General features: G+C 59.8%; 11 protein-coding genes. 9 read left to right on the top strand and 2 right to left on the bottom strand.

What is annotated here, in order from left to right; translation table 11 throughout:
* Positions 1–69: 69 nt before the first annotated feature.
* On the bottom strand, positions 70–1,074 hold the full coding sequence (locus B0G52_RS21040) for a phosphate/phosphite/phosphonate ABC transporter substrate-binding protein (RefSeq protein ID WP_094047355.1): 1,005 nt from the start codon (positions 1,072–1,074) through the stop codon (positions 70–72).
* A 147-nt stretch (positions 1,075–1,221) separates the two neighbouring features.
* On the opposite strand from B0G52_RS21040, the gene B0G52_RS21035 reads away from it, so the two are divergent.
* Both B0G52_RS21035 and trhA read left to right on the top strand, forming a co-directional pair.
* Entirely contained in the window at positions 1,222–2,808 is a 1,587-nt protein-coding gene (locus B0G52_RS21035) for a bifunctional metallophosphatase/5'-nucleotidase (protein ID WP_094047354.1), read from the top strand.
* A gap of 17 nt (positions 2,809–2,825) precedes the next feature.
* Positions 2,826–3,464, top strand: a complete 639-nt coding sequence (gene trhA, locus B0G52_RS21030; RefSeq protein ID WP_094047353.1) for a PAQR family membrane homeostasis protein TrhA — start codon at positions 2,826–2,828, stop codon at positions 3,462–3,464.
* A 5-nt stretch (positions 3,465–3,469) separates the two neighbouring features.
* On the opposite strand, the gene B0G52_RS21025 is transcribed toward trhA, so the two are convergent.
* Positions 3,470–6,076, bottom strand: coding sequence for a winged helix-turn-helix domain-containing protein (locus B0G52_RS21025; protein ID WP_094047352.1), 2,607 nt, complete (start codon positions 6,074–6,076; stop codon positions 3,470–3,472).
* A 186-nt stretch (positions 6,077–6,262) separates the two neighbouring features.
* Here B0G52_RS21025 and B0G52_RS21020 point away from each other — a divergent pair, with 186 nt between their 5' ends.
* From B0G52_RS21020 to B0G52_RS20990, 7 genes are all read left to right on the top strand, one after another.
* On the top strand, positions 6,263–6,940 hold the full coding sequence (locus B0G52_RS21020) for a response regulator transcription factor (RefSeq protein WP_094047351.1): 678 nt from the start codon (positions 6,263–6,265) through the stop codon (positions 6,938–6,940).
* Positions 6,940–8,229 (top strand): sensor histidine kinase, encoded by a 1,290-nt coding sequence (locus tag B0G52_RS21015; protein ID WP_158223807.1) that lies wholly within the window; start codon positions 6,940–6,942, stop codon positions 8,227–8,229. Before B0G52_RS21020 ends, B0G52_RS21015 begins: the two co-directional genes overlap by 1 nt.
* Positions 8,230–8,592: 363 nt before the next feature.
* Complete coding sequence (locus B0G52_RS36460) at positions 8,593–8,715, top strand: hypothetical protein (RefSeq protein WP_255407502.1); 123 nt, start codon at positions 8,593–8,595, stop codon at positions 8,713–8,715.
* 227 nt (positions 8,716–8,942) lie between these two features.
* The gene (locus tag B0G52_RS21005) at positions 8,943–10,406 is read left to right on the top strand and encodes an ABC transporter substrate-binding protein (protein ID WP_094047348.1); all 1,464 of its coding nucleotides are present in this window, start codon (positions 8,943–8,945) and stop codon (positions 10,404–10,406) included.
* 19 nt (positions 10,407–10,425) lie between these two features.
* Positions 10,426–11,133, top strand: coding sequence for an ABC transporter ATP-binding protein (locus B0G52_RS21000; RefSeq protein WP_233162889.1), 708 nt, complete (start codon positions 10,426–10,428; stop codon positions 11,131–11,133).
* Positions 11,090–12,148 carry an efflux RND transporter periplasmic adaptor subunit gene (locus tag B0G52_RS20995; protein ID WP_094047346.1) on the top strand — a complete coding sequence of 353 codons (1,059 nt, stop codon included), beginning with the start codon at positions 11,090–11,092 and terminating at the stop codon, positions 12,146–12,148. Before B0G52_RS21000 ends, B0G52_RS20995 begins: the two co-directional genes overlap by 44 nt.
* Positions 12,148–14,934, top strand: coding sequence for an FtsX-like permease family protein (locus tag B0G52_RS20990; RefSeq protein ID WP_094047345.1), 2,787 nt, complete (start codon positions 12,148–12,150; stop codon positions 14,932–14,934). Before B0G52_RS20995 ends, B0G52_RS20990 begins: the two co-directional genes overlap by 1 nt.
* Positions 14,935–14,961: the final 27 nt, after the last annotated feature.

Raw genomic sequence — 14,961 nt, 5'->3', positions numbered from 1 at the left:
CCGCGGGCGGCAAAAGGCCCGGAAGGTCCGAAGTCCTCTGCGGGCTTTGAGCCGTCCGGGCCGTCCGTCTTATTGCAGCGCTTGAGCGTAATCGCGCACGGAATCGAACTTGCTGTCGTCGCTCTTGGCATAGCCTTGGTGCGAGTAGATTTCGAAGATGATTTGCCTGCTCTCCTCGTTCTGGCCGAGGCTGATGAAGGCATCCTGGATTTTGGCAATCCATTCTTTATTCATATCGGAGCGAACCGAGATCGTGTCGTTCGGAATCGGAATCGTGAAGTGCAGGGCGGCTGTCTTCTCGAAAATGTCCGGAACGTCGCCTTTGACGACGTTGCGCGCGTCCTGGAAGATCGCCGCCGCGTCCGCGTCGCCGTTCAGCACCGCGAGCACGCCTTTGTCATGGCCTTTTACTTCGATGCTCTTCACGTCCGTGTTCGGGTCGACGCCGGCTCTTTTCAACTCGACGGCAGGGTACACGTATCCGGCCGAGGAGGTGACGCTTTGCCAGGCGATCGTCTTGCCCTTCAGGTCTGCCAGCGTCTTGATGTCGGAGCCGGCCTTGACGATAAACATCGACTTGTAGCTGTCGACCAGCTCGGTCGTAGGCGTTCCGTCCGCATCGTTGACGCCGAAGCGCTGCGCCTGCAAAATAACTTCGGCCGCGTCCATCCCTTTCGCTTGCACGTATGTGTTCGGAGGCAGGAAGCCGACGTCGACCTTCTTGGACTGCATCGCCTCGATGATCGTGTTGTAGTCGGTCGACACGCTGACTTTAACCGGAATGCCGAGGGCGTCTCCCAGCAGTTTCTCCAGCGGCTTCGCTTTCGCTTCCAGCGTCTCCGCGTTCTGCGACGGCACGAATTGCACCGTCAGCTCGCTCGGAACGTATCCCGTATGTTCCGGACTCGGGCTCGGGCTGGGAGAGGCTTGCTCGCTTGCCGGGGCCGAGCTTTCGGCGCCGGCGGACGGCGAGGCGCCGGACTCCGCGTTGTTGTTGCTTCCGCACCCGGCGATGACGAGCAGAATGAGGGAAGCGGCAATCAGAAAACGAACTTTCGACAATCGGTTAAGCATGATTTCTTTGTCCTCCTCTATCTATTTTGGAAATAATGGGGAATACAAGCCTAAATCTATCACCCAATTATTCGTTTAATTGTCTCATTTGGTTAAAATTTCATTTGCGATTGTAAATTTTCGTTTAACGGACAGGAGAGAACCGCGATGACTACCTCCGCAACAGATACGTTAACTTTGCTCTATACAAGCGATGTCCACGGCCATATGCTGCCGCTCCGCTACGCCGACAACTCGCCCGCGGAATACGGGCTGCTGAAGCTGGCTTCCATCGTCAAGCAGGTGCGCAAGGAACGGCGCAACGCGCTCTTCCTCGACAACGGCGATCTGCTGCAGGGCACGCCGTTCGCCTACTATCATGCCTGCCTGGATCGCGAGACGCCGCACCCGATCGTGGCGGTCATGAACGCGCTGGAGCTGGATGCGTTCATCCCGGGCAACCACGAGTTCAATTACGGGCTGCCGTTCGTCGAACGGGCCAGAGCCGAATCCGCCTACCCGTGGCTGTCGGCCAACCTGCTGCGGGAAGGAACGGAAGAGCCTTATTTCGGGTGCCCCTACCGTCTGTTCGAGTTGGAGGGCGGGGCGAGAATCGCGCTGCTAGGGCTGACGACGCCGTACATTCCGAACTGGGAGCAGCCGGCCAATATCGCCGGAATCGCGTTCGAATCGGCGGTCGAAGCTGCGAAGCGGTGGGTGCCTCGGCTGAAGGAAAGGGAGCGGGCGGACATCGTGATCGTCTCGTATCACGGGGGCTTCGAACGGGAGCTGGACACGGGAGAAGAGGCCGAGGAGCAGACGGGAGAAAACGAGGGATGGCGGCTGTGCCAAGAGGTCGAAGGCATCGACGTGCTGCTGACCGGTCACCAGCACAGACGAATCGCAGGGGCTGTCGTCGGAGGGACTTACGTCGTGCAGCCGGGCTATCAGGGCAGCTGCCTGGCGCAGCTGGAGCTGGGGCTGGAACGGGACGATACGGGACGCTGGAAGCTGGCCGCGATCGAATCGAGGCTGCGGGAGGCGAGCGAAGCGGAAGCGGATCGGGAGCTGGAGGGGCGGCTGAGCGACAGCGAAGCGCGGGTGCAGAACTGGCTGGACCGGCCGCTGTGCGAGGTGCAAGGAGATATGAGGATCGCCGATCCGATGGCGGCCCGTCTGCGGGAGCATCCGCTGATCGAGCTGGTTAACCGCATTCAGATGGAGGCGGCCGGAGCGGATATCTCCTGTACGTCGCTGTTCGACGACCTGTCGCCGGGCTTCGGGCCGCGAGTGTCGATGAGAGAGGTGACGGCGAACTATCCGTTTCCGAACACGCTGAAGGTGCTTCGCCTGAGCGGAAGGGATATCCGCGAAGCGTTGGAGAAGACGGCTTCCTACTTCACGCTGGACGAGCAAGGCGGGATCGCGGTCTCTTCGTCGTTCCTCCATCCGAAGCCGCAGCCTTACAATTACGATATGTGGGAGGGCATCGAATACGAGATCGACGTCTCCCGTCCGGTCGGCAGCCGCATTCGGGCGCTTGCCCGCAATGGGGGTCCGCTGGACCCGGAAGGGGAGTACGACGTCGTGATGAACCACTACCGCGCTTCGGGGGGCGGCGACTACCGGATGTTCCGGGGGAAACCGGTCGTGCGCGAGGTGACGGTTGACATGACCGAGACGATTGCCGAATACTTAACGAAGGCGGGTGTCGTTCGCGCCCGCGCGGACGGCAACTGGAAGGTTTACAACTGAGAAAGGCGGTGCCGCCGATGGCGGATACCCATGTCTACACGAAAAGAGAGGAAATCGCGAACGCGATCACGCACGGCATCGGAACGCTGCTCAGCATCGCCGGGCTCGTGCTGCTGATCGTATTCGCGAGTCTGGAAGGGACGGCCTGGCACGTCGTCAGCTTTACGATCTACGGCGTGACGATGCTCCTGCTGTATACGGCCTCGACGCTCGTTCACGCCTTCCCTCCGGGCAAAGTCAAGGATCTGTTCGAGACGTTCGACCATTCGTGCATTTATCTGTTCATCGCGGGGACGTACACGCCGTTATTGCTCGTCACGCTCCGCAGTCCGCTCGGCTGGTCGCTGTTCGGAGTCGTGTGGGGACTGGCGATCGCAGGCGTCGTGTTCAAAGCCTTTTTTACGAAAAAATTTCTGGTGCTGTCCACGCTGTTCTACGTCCTGATGGGATGGCTGATCGTCTTCGCCTGGAAGCCGTTGAACGCGCTGCTCGTGCCCGAAGGGCTCAAGCTGCTGGTCATCGGCGGGCTGCTCTATACGATCGGTTCGATTTTCTACGTATGGCGCGGCTTCCCCTATCATCATGCAGTATGGCATCTGTTCGTCGTGGCCGGCTCCGTGTTCCATTTCTTCGCGATTCTGCTCTACGTATTGTGAACGGGTTAGTCCTCTTGCAGCAGGCCAAGTCTCTGCGCCGCGATAACGGCCTGCGTCCGCGAGGACACGCCGAGCTTGCCGTAGATGCGGGAGGAATACACCTTGACGGAGCCTTCCGACAGGGACATCTTCTCCGCAATCCGTTTGTTGGACTCGCCTTGGCGAATCAGGTCCAGCAGACGGATTTCCGTACGCGTCAGCGGCTCGACGAGACCGGGCTGCGCCGCGGCCGCGACCTCATCCCGCGCCTCCTTGTCCGGAAACCGGGATAGAAGCCCGTTTACGTACTCTGCCAATGCCGTCTCCCCGGCGCTGCGGTCTTCGTGGCCAAGGAACGCCAAATATTTCCGCAGCAGCTTCTCCGTCCGCTCGCCCCCCTCCAGGAAGGTTCTGCAATACGCGTTGGCTTCACCGATCGTCAGAGCTTCCTCCAACGCTTTCATCGACTGCGCGCGCTGTCCCATTCGATCGAGCAGGTCCGCTTGCAGCAGGCCGATTTCCGCGAGCCCCATCAGACTCCCTTCGCGTGCCGCTTGAGGTTTCATCAGCTCCAGCAGACGAAGCGCCTCGCGTTCCTTGCGCTGCGCCGACAGCAGATGGCACAGCGTCAAATAATCGTATTCGCGATGATACGCCGGCCTGTCCTTGGGTCCGATCCGAAGCTTGGACACTTCTTTCTTCGCCAGGTTCGTCGAGCCTTCCCGCAGGAAGAGGCGCGCTCTGGCCGAAGCCAGATAGCCTGTCCAGATTCCGTCGGCCTGATCGGCGACGAAGGCCGTCGCTTCATCCAACGTCTCGTGAGCGAGATCGTGTTGGCCGGCCGACCAATACAGATTGGCTTGGGTAATCCGGCAAGGCACGAATAGGCCCGGCACGAAGTTATGGCGCGAAGCCCGTTCGATTCTGCGCAGCAGCTCCGCGCTTTCCTCGAAGCGGTCCCACTCGTAGAACCCCTCCGCCAATGCCTGCAGCACGTACAGGCTGATCAGGGAATCTCCCCAGCCGTGGCGCTCGAGCGCGCCGACGAACAATCGCCCGATCTGCTCCATCTGGCCGGAGAGCACGCCCTTCAAGCCGAAAGCGGTTCGCCGGGCGAACGGCTCCGACAGGTTGTAATTGAAGTTGAAGAACCAAGGATTGTGCGGCAGAAACTCGTCCAGAATGCCTTCGGAGAACGAGAACCATTGCTCGAACTCCCCGAACATGAACAGCAGGTTCGATTTGACGAACAGCAAGCCGCTTTGCAGCTGTTGACGGGCTTCCCCGGCATCCATCGAACGGGCTTGCGCCTCCAGCGTCTCCAGTCCCTGGACGGCGGATTCGCGCTGGCCGGTCACGACGTACAGGAAGGCGCGCAGCAGCGCCATTTCCACAGACAGCTCCGTCTCCGGAGGAAAGCCGTCGAACCACCTGAGCAAGGTCGGGAATTCGCCGCGCTTGAGCACGCTGGGCGCATGGCGGGTCAGATAGCTTTCGGCGAGCCCGTAATCTTCCGCCGCCAGAGCGCAGTCGATCGCTTCGTCCAGCAAGCCGCGGGAAGCGAAGCTTTTGCCGGCGGCAAGGTTGGCGCTTCTCCATAGCGCGGGATCGGACTCCTTGACGCGATTGCGCAGAAAGTCCGCGAACAGGTGGTGGTAACGAAACCAGACGTCGTAGTCGTCCAGCGAGACGAGGAACAGATTCCGCGCCTTAAGCCGTTCCAGCATGCTTTTGCCGTCCGAGCGCCCGGTGACGGCGTCGCATGACTTGGCGTCCAGCCTCCGCAGCACAGACGTGGCATACAGAAAATGCCGAATATCCGCCGGCAGCCCGGAGACGACTTCGTGGAACAAGTAGTCCGCCACATGGCGATGATGCCCTTTGAACCGTTCGATGAACGTTTCCCTGTCCGAAGCCTCCCGCAAGGAGATGGAGGCGAGCTGCAGCCCCGTGATCCAGCCTTCCGTTCGCTCGTGCAGCTTGCGGACATGGCGCGGTTCCAGGTCGGAAGAGGCTTCGAGGCAGAAGTTGGCCGATTCTTCCGCCGTGAACAGCAGTTGTGAGGCGTCGATCAGAGCAAGCTCGTCCCGCGCGATCCAGCGGGCTATCGAGAAGGGCGGTTCCGCGCGGCTGGAGAGCACGAGATGGAGCCCGAAGGGCTTGTGTTCGATGAAATAGGCGACGCTCTCGTGAACCCGCGGCTCCGTAATCGCGTGATAATCGTCGAGAACGAGCACGGTCGGCCGGCTTAAAAAGCGAAGCTGGTTGATGAACGCGTCGAGAAAAGTGCTCGTCGATACGCTCGGAAACGTACGGACGAGCTGTTCGTATTCCCGGCGGCCGGAAGGGGCGACATGGGGAGAGAGCGCCTCCGCCGCATACCTCCAGAAGCGGACGGGATCGCTGTCCGTCTCTTCGAGCGATACCCAGGAGGCGTCGCGGCCGGTCGAGCTGAGCCACTGACCGAGCAGCGTCGTTTTGCCGAACCCGGCGGGTGCGCTGACCAAGGTCAGCCTGCCGTGAATACCTTGTTCCAGGCGTTCTATGAGTCTGCTTCGTTCGACCAGGCTTTTCCTGGCGACCGGAAGATGGGTTTTCGAATAGAGCAGCACCGATTCCGTCGATCGTATCATGATATCCCCGCGCTTCCTGACGAGTCACTATCGTTTTTTTCTATTATAACCTCTCTACCATCGATAGATCGACTATAACTGCTTGGCATCGGCCTGCGGTCCATTCTAAGCATTCATTAAGGTTCTCGCTATACAATGGTTGGCGAGACGACAGGCAGCGATGCCTGCGACCGGAGGGGCGAACCGATGAGAATTCTCGTGGTGGAGGACGACCGTCCGCTGCGCGACGCTGTGGCGACGGTGCTTAAAGAGGAGTCGTACCAGGTCGACGAGGCGGATAACGGGCCTGACGGCTTGTATTTGGCGCAGCAGCGCGTCCATGATCTGATCGTGCTTGATATTATGATTCCCGGCATGAGCGGGCTGGAGGTGCTTTCCGAATTGAGAGCGCAGGGAATTGCGATTCCGGTGCTGCTGCTGACGGCGCGAGACGGCGTGGCGGACCGCGTCTGCGGGCTGGATTCCGGCGCCGACGATTATTTGGTTAAGCCTTTTGCGACGCTTGAACTGCTTGCCCGCATTCGGGTGCTGCTGCGCCAGCTGTCGCTGGGCGCTCCGGACGGAGAGCTGCATTACGGGCAGCTGTCGCTGAAATGCCAGGCCAAGGACGCCTATACACAAGGACAAGCGTTGAAGCTTACGTTGAAGGAGTACGAATTAATGGAATATTTCATGCTTAACCGGGAGCAGATTTTGACGAAGGAGCAGCTTCTCGACCGGGTGTGGGGCATCGACTCCGACGCGGGGCTGGGCGTCGTAGACGTCTATGTGCACTACTTGCGGAAGAAGCTGGCGCCGTCCGGATTCGATCGCTATATCCAAAATGTGCGCGGAGTCGGCTATCTGTTGAAGGAGAAGAGATGATGTTCAAACGAATCCGCACCCAACTGACGATTCGGAATGCGGCCGTGCTGTCCGTTATTTTGATCGGCTTGAATATTACCGTGTACATAGTGATGAAAGAGATGCTGTTCGCTCAAGTCGATCGGGCGATCCAGAATGTCAGCTCCAATATGACCGTAACCTCGGTGTCGCCTCTGCTGTCCACCTCGATGGGGATACCGATCGATAAATCGGTCACGTTCCGGGTCGCGCAGATGGACAGGCCCGTTATCCAATTGCTCTGGACGGACGACAACCAGCCCGTGCCGTTGGCGGGGAGGAACGGATTTACCGAGGAGCAGCTCGAACGGTTCAAGCCGGGGAAGTATGACGAGCCCTATACGGTGAAGGCGGGAAATCAATATTTCCGGGTGCTGAACATCGGCGATCTGAGCCTGGCGATAGCCAGCGGCACCGACGGCACCGCCTACACGATTGCGACGCAGCAGATGCTCACCAACGTATCCGCCGAAATCGGCATGTTGCGCCGGCTGCGGCTCATTCTGCTGCTCGGAGGCGCGGCAGGACTCATGATCGCGGTCGGGGCGGGGTTCTATCTGGCGAACCGCGCTCTTATTCCGATTCGTCTGTCGATGGAGAAGCAGAGGCAATTCGTTTCCGATGCATCCCACGAGTTAAGGACTCCGTTGTCCGTCATCCAGGCCCACGCGGAGCTTCTGCTGCGGCATCCCGATCATACGATCGAGCAGGACAGCAAGCATGTGTCGACCGTGCTGCAGGAGTCCAGGCGCATGAGCAAGCTGGTCGGAGGTCTGCTGACGCTCGCGCGGTCGGATTCCGATCAACTGGATCTGGAGCGCAAGCCGGTTCAACTGGACCGGATCGTCCAGGAGAGCGTGAACAAGATGACGATGCTCGCGGAGATCAAGGATATTATTTTGAATGCCGAGATCGATGCCTCGATTCCGATGATCGCGGACGAGGAGCGTCTGCATCAGCTGCTCGCGACGCTGCTGGACAACGCGATCAAGTATACGCCGGAAGGAGGCGTCGTGCGCGTCGTCTGTCGAAGGATGACGCATACCGCTCGCCTCGAGATCGAAGATACGGGCATCGGCATCTCGCCGGAGGATTTGCCCCATGTTTTCGATCGCTTCTACCGCGGCGACAAAGCCCGGGCAAGGCGGGAAGGCGGCACGGGTCTGGGGCTGGCGATCGCGAGCTGGATCGTGGAGCGGCACGGGGGCAAAATCAAAGTCGACAGCAAGCTGTCCGTCGGCACTCTCGTGAGCGTGACGCTGCCTTTGTAAGAGGTTAATCTATGAAACTAGCCTTGCGCTTCGAGATGGCGCAGGGCTTTTTTGTGCAACTGACCTATTCGCATACACCAGCAAATGAAACGCCCGCAGGAGAGGCTTTTGCAAGATGAACGGAGGACGATGTTCTAAAGAATCGGTTAACGTCTTCCGATCGGCGCTCGAACGGAGGGGGATGTTCTAAAGAATCGGTTAACGTCTCCCAAATAGCGCTTGAACGGAGGGAGATGTTCTAAAAAATCGGTTAACGTCTCCCGATTGGCGCTCAAACGGAGGGAGATGTTCTATAAAATCGCACATTGGCACACAGGTGAGGCAGTGACGAAAAAGATTCTTTACTCCAAAAGAGCCTGGCGAGTGGATATGAGTCAGTTGGTCAGCCACCATTTTTTTCGCTTCTTCGCAGCCGGGGTTGACGAGGCGGGCCTTCGCGAAGCGATTCGGGATATCGACTGTTCCGATACCGTCCAGCGGCTCTAACCGATTTTTAAGAAAACGAAAGCATACTGGCCAAGGGCGTGTATGCAAACCCGCTCAGAGGCAGCTAACACCGCTTTTTCACTCCCTGCTGCGTCACTTTTGCTTGACGTACCCCCGGTACGCCTTCACAAAAGTTTCTTGCATGGAACGAAAATTCGGCCATATCTGCGATCCTCCGAGTATGCATACACGTCCTAGCAACGATCAATCGATGAAGGGTGAGAGAAATGAAGAGACGATGGAACGGAAGGAACGGCGCAGCAATCGGGGCGCTGACGTTGATGGTGACGTTATCGGCGTGCGCGCCGTCGGACGGCAAAGGATCGGTCGGCAAGCTGGACAGGGAGGATAAAGGGACGCTGAAGGTGGCGTATTTCAACGAAGATGCGTTCTTCATGCAGTACGGCAACGCTTTTCAGGCGATGTTCCCGAATATCGAGCTCGAGGTCGTCTCTACGGAGTCCGCATTTAACGCGGAAGATCCGGTCGCGGAGATGGAGAAGATTCTCGCTGAGCAGCAGCCCGACGCGATGTATTTGTCTGAGGAGCAATACGCGGCGTTGGCGGGGAAAGGGGCGTTGTACGATCTCGACGCCGTCGTGAAGCAGGACGAATTCGATCTGGACGGCTTCCTGCCCTCCGTTGTCGAGCTGCTGAAAGCGCGCGGAGGCGGCAAGCTCTACGGGCTGAGTCCGAGCTTCGTCAGCCAGGCGCTTTACTACAACAAAACGTTGTTCGACCAGAATGGAATCCCATATCCGACGGACGGAATGAGCTGGGACGAATTGATACAGTTGGCTGCGCGGTTCCCCGCGAAGAAGGAAGGAGACGACGCGTTGGCCGGGTTGGCGCCTTCGATGTCGGCCGGCGACTCGTTTGGCTTGATTCGCTCGATCGGCGAGGCCAAAGGTCTTCTCTACGCGGACTCCGAATCCGGGACGGTATCGATCGCTTCTCCGGAGTGGAAGATGATCTTCCAGGCGGTGATCGACGGGTATAAATCCGGCAGCATCGCGATGCCTTCCGACGGCCCCGGCAGCGGCGGAATGGTCGCGATGAGAAGCACCGGCGGCAGCAGAATGACGGTCAGCTTCGGCGGCGATTCGATCAGCTTCTTGTCCGGCAAAGCGGCGATGACGATCGACGGACCGATGATGATGAGCATGTTGGACGTAGCGTCTTCAGGCGCTGTTCGAATGGAGCAGTCGGGGACGAGCGAGGATTCCGGCGGCATGAAGCCTTTCGGTATGGCGCAGCAGATCGACTGGGACGTCGTGACGATTCCGGTCGATCCATCCCAGCCGGACGTCGCCGCAGGGATGGGGCTGGACGGCGTCTTCTCCATCAATGCGTCTTCGGAGAACATTCCCGCGGCGTGGGAATTTCTGAAATACGTCAACGGAGAGCAATTGGCCAAAACCGGGATGAAATCGTCCCCTGCGCTTTCGGCCAGAACGGCGTTCAAGAAAGAAGGAAACGGGAAAAACGTGGATGCCTTCTATGCGCTGAAAGCCGATACCCGTTCCATGCTTCAAACGCTGCCGAACGGTTTCGCGGAATCGTTCTCGAAGCTCGCGGCGGAGCAGATCAAGAAGGTCGTCGACGGAGCCGCATCGCTCGACGACGCGCTGCAGACGCTGCAGACGCAAGGACAGGACCAACTGACGAAAGCGCAAGCCGATGCGGAGTGACGGGGGCGGCGCCGCAGGGATGGCGGAAGCCTCGAAGCCGGAGCCGATCGCGGCGCCTTGCCTTGAAGCGCGGGACGTTCGCAAATCGTTCCTTGCGGGCGGCCGGCAAGTCGAGGTGCTGAAAGGCATTGAGATGTCGGTGGAGTGCGGCAAGTTAACGATGCTGCGGGGGCGTTCCGGCTCCGGAAAAACGACGTTGTTGAACCTGCTTGGCGGTCTCGACCGGCCGACCGAAGGCGAAGTCGTGTTCCGGGAGCGTTCCTTGTCCCGCTGGAGCGATAGGCAGCTGACTGTCGTTCGTCGCAAGGAGATCGGATTTATCTTTCAATCGTTCGCGTTATTGCCGCTGTTGACGGTAAGGGAGAACGTGGAGCTGAGCATGCGAATGGCGAAGCTTCCGCGGTCGGAATGGCCGGGAAGGGCGGCGGAATGTCTTGAACTCGTCGGACTCGCGAAGCGGTCGGGCCATCGTCCGTCCGAGCTGTCCGGAGGCGAGCAGCAGCGTGCGGCGATCGCGAAAGCGATCGCTCATAAGCCGCGCGTCCTGTTGGCGGACGAGCCGACCGCGGAGCTCGATTCGGTGATGGCCGCCCGCATCATCGCTCTCTTCCGCGACATTGCGGATCGGGAAGGCATGGCGATCTGCATGACGACGCACGATTCTACACTATGGGGGGCGGCGGATGTTGTCTATCAAATGGTCGACGGCCGGATTGTTCCGGACTAAAGCTGGACGTACGGTCGTCCAATCGCTTGCCTGGACGGCAATGATCGCACTGTTGGCCGGGTGCTCCTTGCTCCCCCGGGAGGAGGAGCCGGAGAAGCTGCCCGAGATCCGCACGCCGAAAATTTCGCAAAAGCCGGAATATCCGGTCAAGCGCGGGGTTCTGGAGCAGACGGCGAGCGGAAGCGGCAAACTGATGTCGGACCGCGAGGAGAACCTGATGTTCACGGTCGACAACCGCCGAATTATCGACGTTAGGGTGAAAGCGGGAGATCGGGTCAAGAAGGGCCAAGTGTTGGCCGAACTGGATTCGGGGGAGCTCGAGAGCCAGATCGTTCGCAAAGAGATTGACATAGAGAAGGCGGAATTGGACATGAAAGCCGCGCTTCGGGAGTCGACGGACGACCAGGATATCTTGCTGCGCAAGAGGCAGCTCGAATACGAGCTGATGAAGCACGAGCTGGCCAAGTTAAGGGAGCAAATGGCCGAATCGCGGCTGCTCGCCCCTTACGACGGCACGATCGTCAGCTTTACGGCGGAGAAGGGGGATTTCGCCAAAGCCTACGAGAAAATCGGGCGAATCGCCGATCTGAGCTCTCTCGTCGTAGCTGTGCGTTTTAATAGCGGCGATCTTAAAAATATCGCTCCGGGCATGAACGCGAAGGTGTCGCTGAACGCGGCCGGGGATGTGCAGGGAACGGTGCGGAGGCTGCCGGCGAGCACGGATCCCAAGGACGAAGATACGCTGGATGCGTACGCGTTGGTCGATGTCGGCAAGCTCCCTGCGGCAGCGCAGCACGGCAATCCCCTGACTGTCGCCGTGACCGTCGAGAGAAGGGAGAATGCGCTGTACATTCCCCCGGCGGCGCTGCGGAAACAGAATAGCCGCAATTACGTGCTCGTATCTAACCCGGACGGAAGCAAAGGCGAGGTGGACGTGGAGATCGGCATGCAGACCTCGACGGCCGTCGAAATCATCAAAGGGCTCGAGGAAGGCCAGAAGGTCGTGGGAAAATAATGCGGATTCTCGTCTACCTGTTTCTGAAAATGTGGCAGAATCGCTGGTTCACGATCAGCACTCTGCTCGGTCTTACGGTGGCCGCGGCGTTCGCGATGAGCATTCCGATGTATGCCGACGGCACGTTGAAGCGGGTGGTCGCCAAGTCGCTTGCGGAGAAGACGAAAGGGCTGCCGGCCGGCTCCTTGTATATGAAGTTTCAGTCCGGCGCCGCCAAGATGACCGATCTGGAAGGGCTCGCCGAAGCGGACCGGTGGATCCGGGAGGAGCTGCCCGTTCGCATCGGATTTCCGACGGAGGCTTTCTCGAGCCGAATCGGCTTGCCGCCCTCCACCGTGCGGAAGGTTCAGGAAGCCTCGGGAGCAAGCCCTGCCCAGCTTGCCCGAATGGAGCTGGCGGCGCAGAGCGGAATCGAGGAGAAAGTCGAACTCAAGGAAGGGCGCATGCCGCAGGACGGCATGGCGGACGGACACGTCGAAGCGCTCGTCCTGGACGAGACGTTAAGCCGCTACGGCTGGAAGGTCGGCGATACGCTGGCCTACGATGTCAAAGACGCCGACGGCAAGACGAAGCGGCTGTCTGTTCGGCTTACCGGGGCGTATCAATTGAAGGACGAGACGGACTTGGGCTGGGCCATCGACGGCAAAGAGAAACTGGCCGAGACGCTGCTCGTAACCCGCGGGACGATGACGGGAGCTTTGCTCGATGAGCAGCGGCTCGCCCTCGATGCGGCGGGCTGGTTCTACGCCTTCGATCTCAGCGAGATCCGCATTGGCGATCTGTCCTCATTAATCGGGCAATTGAGCCGATTGGAGATCGAGCTGCACCGGATGCTCGAGAATACGAAAGTGAACCTGTCGTTTATCGACATGCTTCATGAGTTCAACCGGCAGAGCGTCTTGCTGCAGGCGATGCTGTTCGCGCTGGCGGCTCCGGTGCTGGCGATGGTGCTCTATTACATCACGCTGAACGCGAAGCAAGCTTTGGACCGGCAGAAGGGGGATATCTCGGTGCTCCAAAGCCGGGGAGCCAGCCCGCGGCAGAACGTCGCTCTCTATGCGATCGAAGCCGCGATACTCGGCTGCGTCGCGCTCCTGGCCGGTCTCGTCCTCGCCTGGTTCATGGCCAAGACGATCGGCTCCTCCAGCGGGTTTCTCTCGTTCGTAGGCCGCAAGTCGATTCCGGTCGGCTGGAACGAAGCTGCGTGGCTGTTCGGCGGTACGTCGACTTTGCTCGCGGTCGTCGCCACGGCGCTGCCGATTCGCGCGTACGCCGGCACGTCCGTCGTCGAGCACGCCCGGAGCCGGGCGGGCTCGAACCGCCCGCCGCTCTGGCAGCGATGGTACGCGGATGTTGCGCTTCTGGCGATCTGCGCGGCCGGATGGTACTTGCTGGACGTTGGCCGGATTCCTCTTGCCGGCGGCGCGGGCGACGAGGCGGGTGTTCAGCCGGTTCTGTTCGTTCTGCCGGCGTTGTTCCTGTTCGCGGCGGGGCTGCTGTGCCTGAGGCTGTTTCCGCTGATGCTGCGCGTCTGGAACGCCGTAATGAATAACCGGGTGCCGGTCACGATGTACTTGACGCTGACGCAGCTGTCGCGATCGGCGGCGGCCTTTTACCCGCTGATGATCCTGATGATCCTGACAATCGGCCTTGGCGTATACAACGCTTCGGCGGCAAGGACGATGGACGTTAACGCGAACGATCGGGCGTTATACCAATACGGAAGCGACGTCGTATTGAAGACGGCGTGGGAAGGAATTCAAGACGAGAACGACGCGAACAAAATCTATTACAACGAGCCCTCGTTCCAGGCTTATCGAAATCTGGAGGGCGTGGAGGCGGCCGCTCGGGTTCTGTCGGCGACCGGCAAAGCCACTGTCGGCGGCAAGACGGCCGGCAACGTCCGGCTCATCGGCATCGACAACGCGGATTTTGCCGGCACGGCTTGGTTCCGGGACGATCTGCTTCCGATTCATCCTTATGTCTATCTCGATGCGCTCGGTCAGACGGAGCAAGCGGCGCTTGTCTCGACGGCTTTCGCCGAGCGATACGGTTTGCAGCCGGGCGATCCGATTCGCGTCGGCATCGGTTACGGCAACAAACCGTTGGATTTGGTCGTCGTCGCAATCGTCCCTTATTGGCCGAGTCTGTATCCCGACGAATCGCCCTTCCTGGTGGCCAATCTGGATTACATTTATCAGCAGACCGAGAAAATGCCTTACGACGTCTGGCTGAACATGGAGGACGGGGCAAAGCTCGCTCCGGCGCTCGAGACGCTGGCCGAGCGGGGCATTGCGGTCGTGCAAGCCGACGACGTGCGCGGGGAACTGATCGATCGGCGCAACCATCCCGCGCAGGGCGGCGTATTCGGCATTCTAAGCCTGGGTTTTCTCATCTCATTATTGGTCTCGCTGCTGGGCTATCTGATCTTTTGGTTTTTCGCTCTGTCCAGACGCGCGGTACAGCTTGGCATCTTGCGGGCGATGGGACTGTCGCGCGTTCAACTGACCGGCATGCTGCTGCTTGAGCAGTTGTTCACGACAGGCTTGTCCGTTGCCGCCGGGCTAGGGCTCGGCACGGTTGCGAGCCGGCTGTTCTTGCCCTTCCTCCAAGGAGGCGAGGCTGGGAGGCAAGTGCCGCCGTTTCGAATCGTCTTCGATTCGGACGATACGATGAAGCTGTACGCGGCGACCGGAATCATGCTGGCGGCAGGCGCCTGCTTGCTTGTTCTGCAGCTGCGGAGATTGCGAATTGCGCAAGCCGTCAAGCTGGGCGAGGAGAGGTGAGGTGAGGATGCCGCGAAAAAGGAGGCA

Source organism: Cohnella sp. SGD-V74, from assembly GCF_003001675.1.
Classification (GTDB): Bacteria; Bacillota; Bacilli; order Paenibacillales; family Paenibacillaceae; genus Cohnella.
The sequence above is the reverse complement of the archived record's forward strand: the minus strand, read 5'-3'. Positions and strand labels throughout refer to the sequence as shown.

Bases quoted from the DNA above. Each gene is read 5' to 3' on its own strand.
- B0G52_RS21040 (WP_094047355.1), bottom strand. From the start codon at position 1,074: ATGCTTAACCGATTGTCGAAAGTTCGTTTTCTGATTGCCGCTTCCCTC.
- B0G52_RS21035 (WP_094047354.1), top strand. From the start codon at position 1,222: ATGACTACCTCCGCAACAGATACGTTAACTTTGCTCTATACAAGCGAT.
- trhA (WP_094047353.1), top strand. From the start codon at position 2,826: ATGGCGGATACCCATGTCTACACGAAAAGAGAGGAAATCGCGAACGCG.
- B0G52_RS21025 (WP_094047352.1), bottom strand. From the start codon at position 6,076: ATGATACGATCGACGGAATCGGTGCTGCTCTATTCGAAAACCCATCTT.
- B0G52_RS21020 (WP_094047351.1), top strand. From the start codon at position 6,263: ATGAGAATTCTCGTGGTGGAGGACGACCGTCCGCTGCGCGACGCTGTG.
- B0G52_RS21015 (WP_158223807.1), top strand. From the start codon at position 6,940: ATGTTCAAACGAATCCGCACCCAACTGACGATTCGGAATGCGGCCGTG.
- B0G52_RS21005 (WP_094047348.1), top strand. From the start codon at position 8,943: ATGAAGAGACGATGGAACGGAAGGAACGGCGCAGCAATCGGGGCGCTG.
- B0G52_RS21000 (WP_233162889.1), top strand. From the start codon at position 10,426: ATGGCGGAAGCCTCGAAGCCGGAGCCGATCGCGGCGCCTTGCCTTGAA.
- B0G52_RS20995 (WP_094047346.1), top strand. From the start codon at position 11,090: ATGTTGTCTATCAAATGGTCGACGGCCGGATTGTTCCGGACTAAAGCT.
- B0G52_RS20990 (WP_094047345.1), top strand. From the start codon at position 12,148: ATGCGGATTCTCGTCTACCTGTTTCTGAAAATGTGGCAGAATCGCTGG.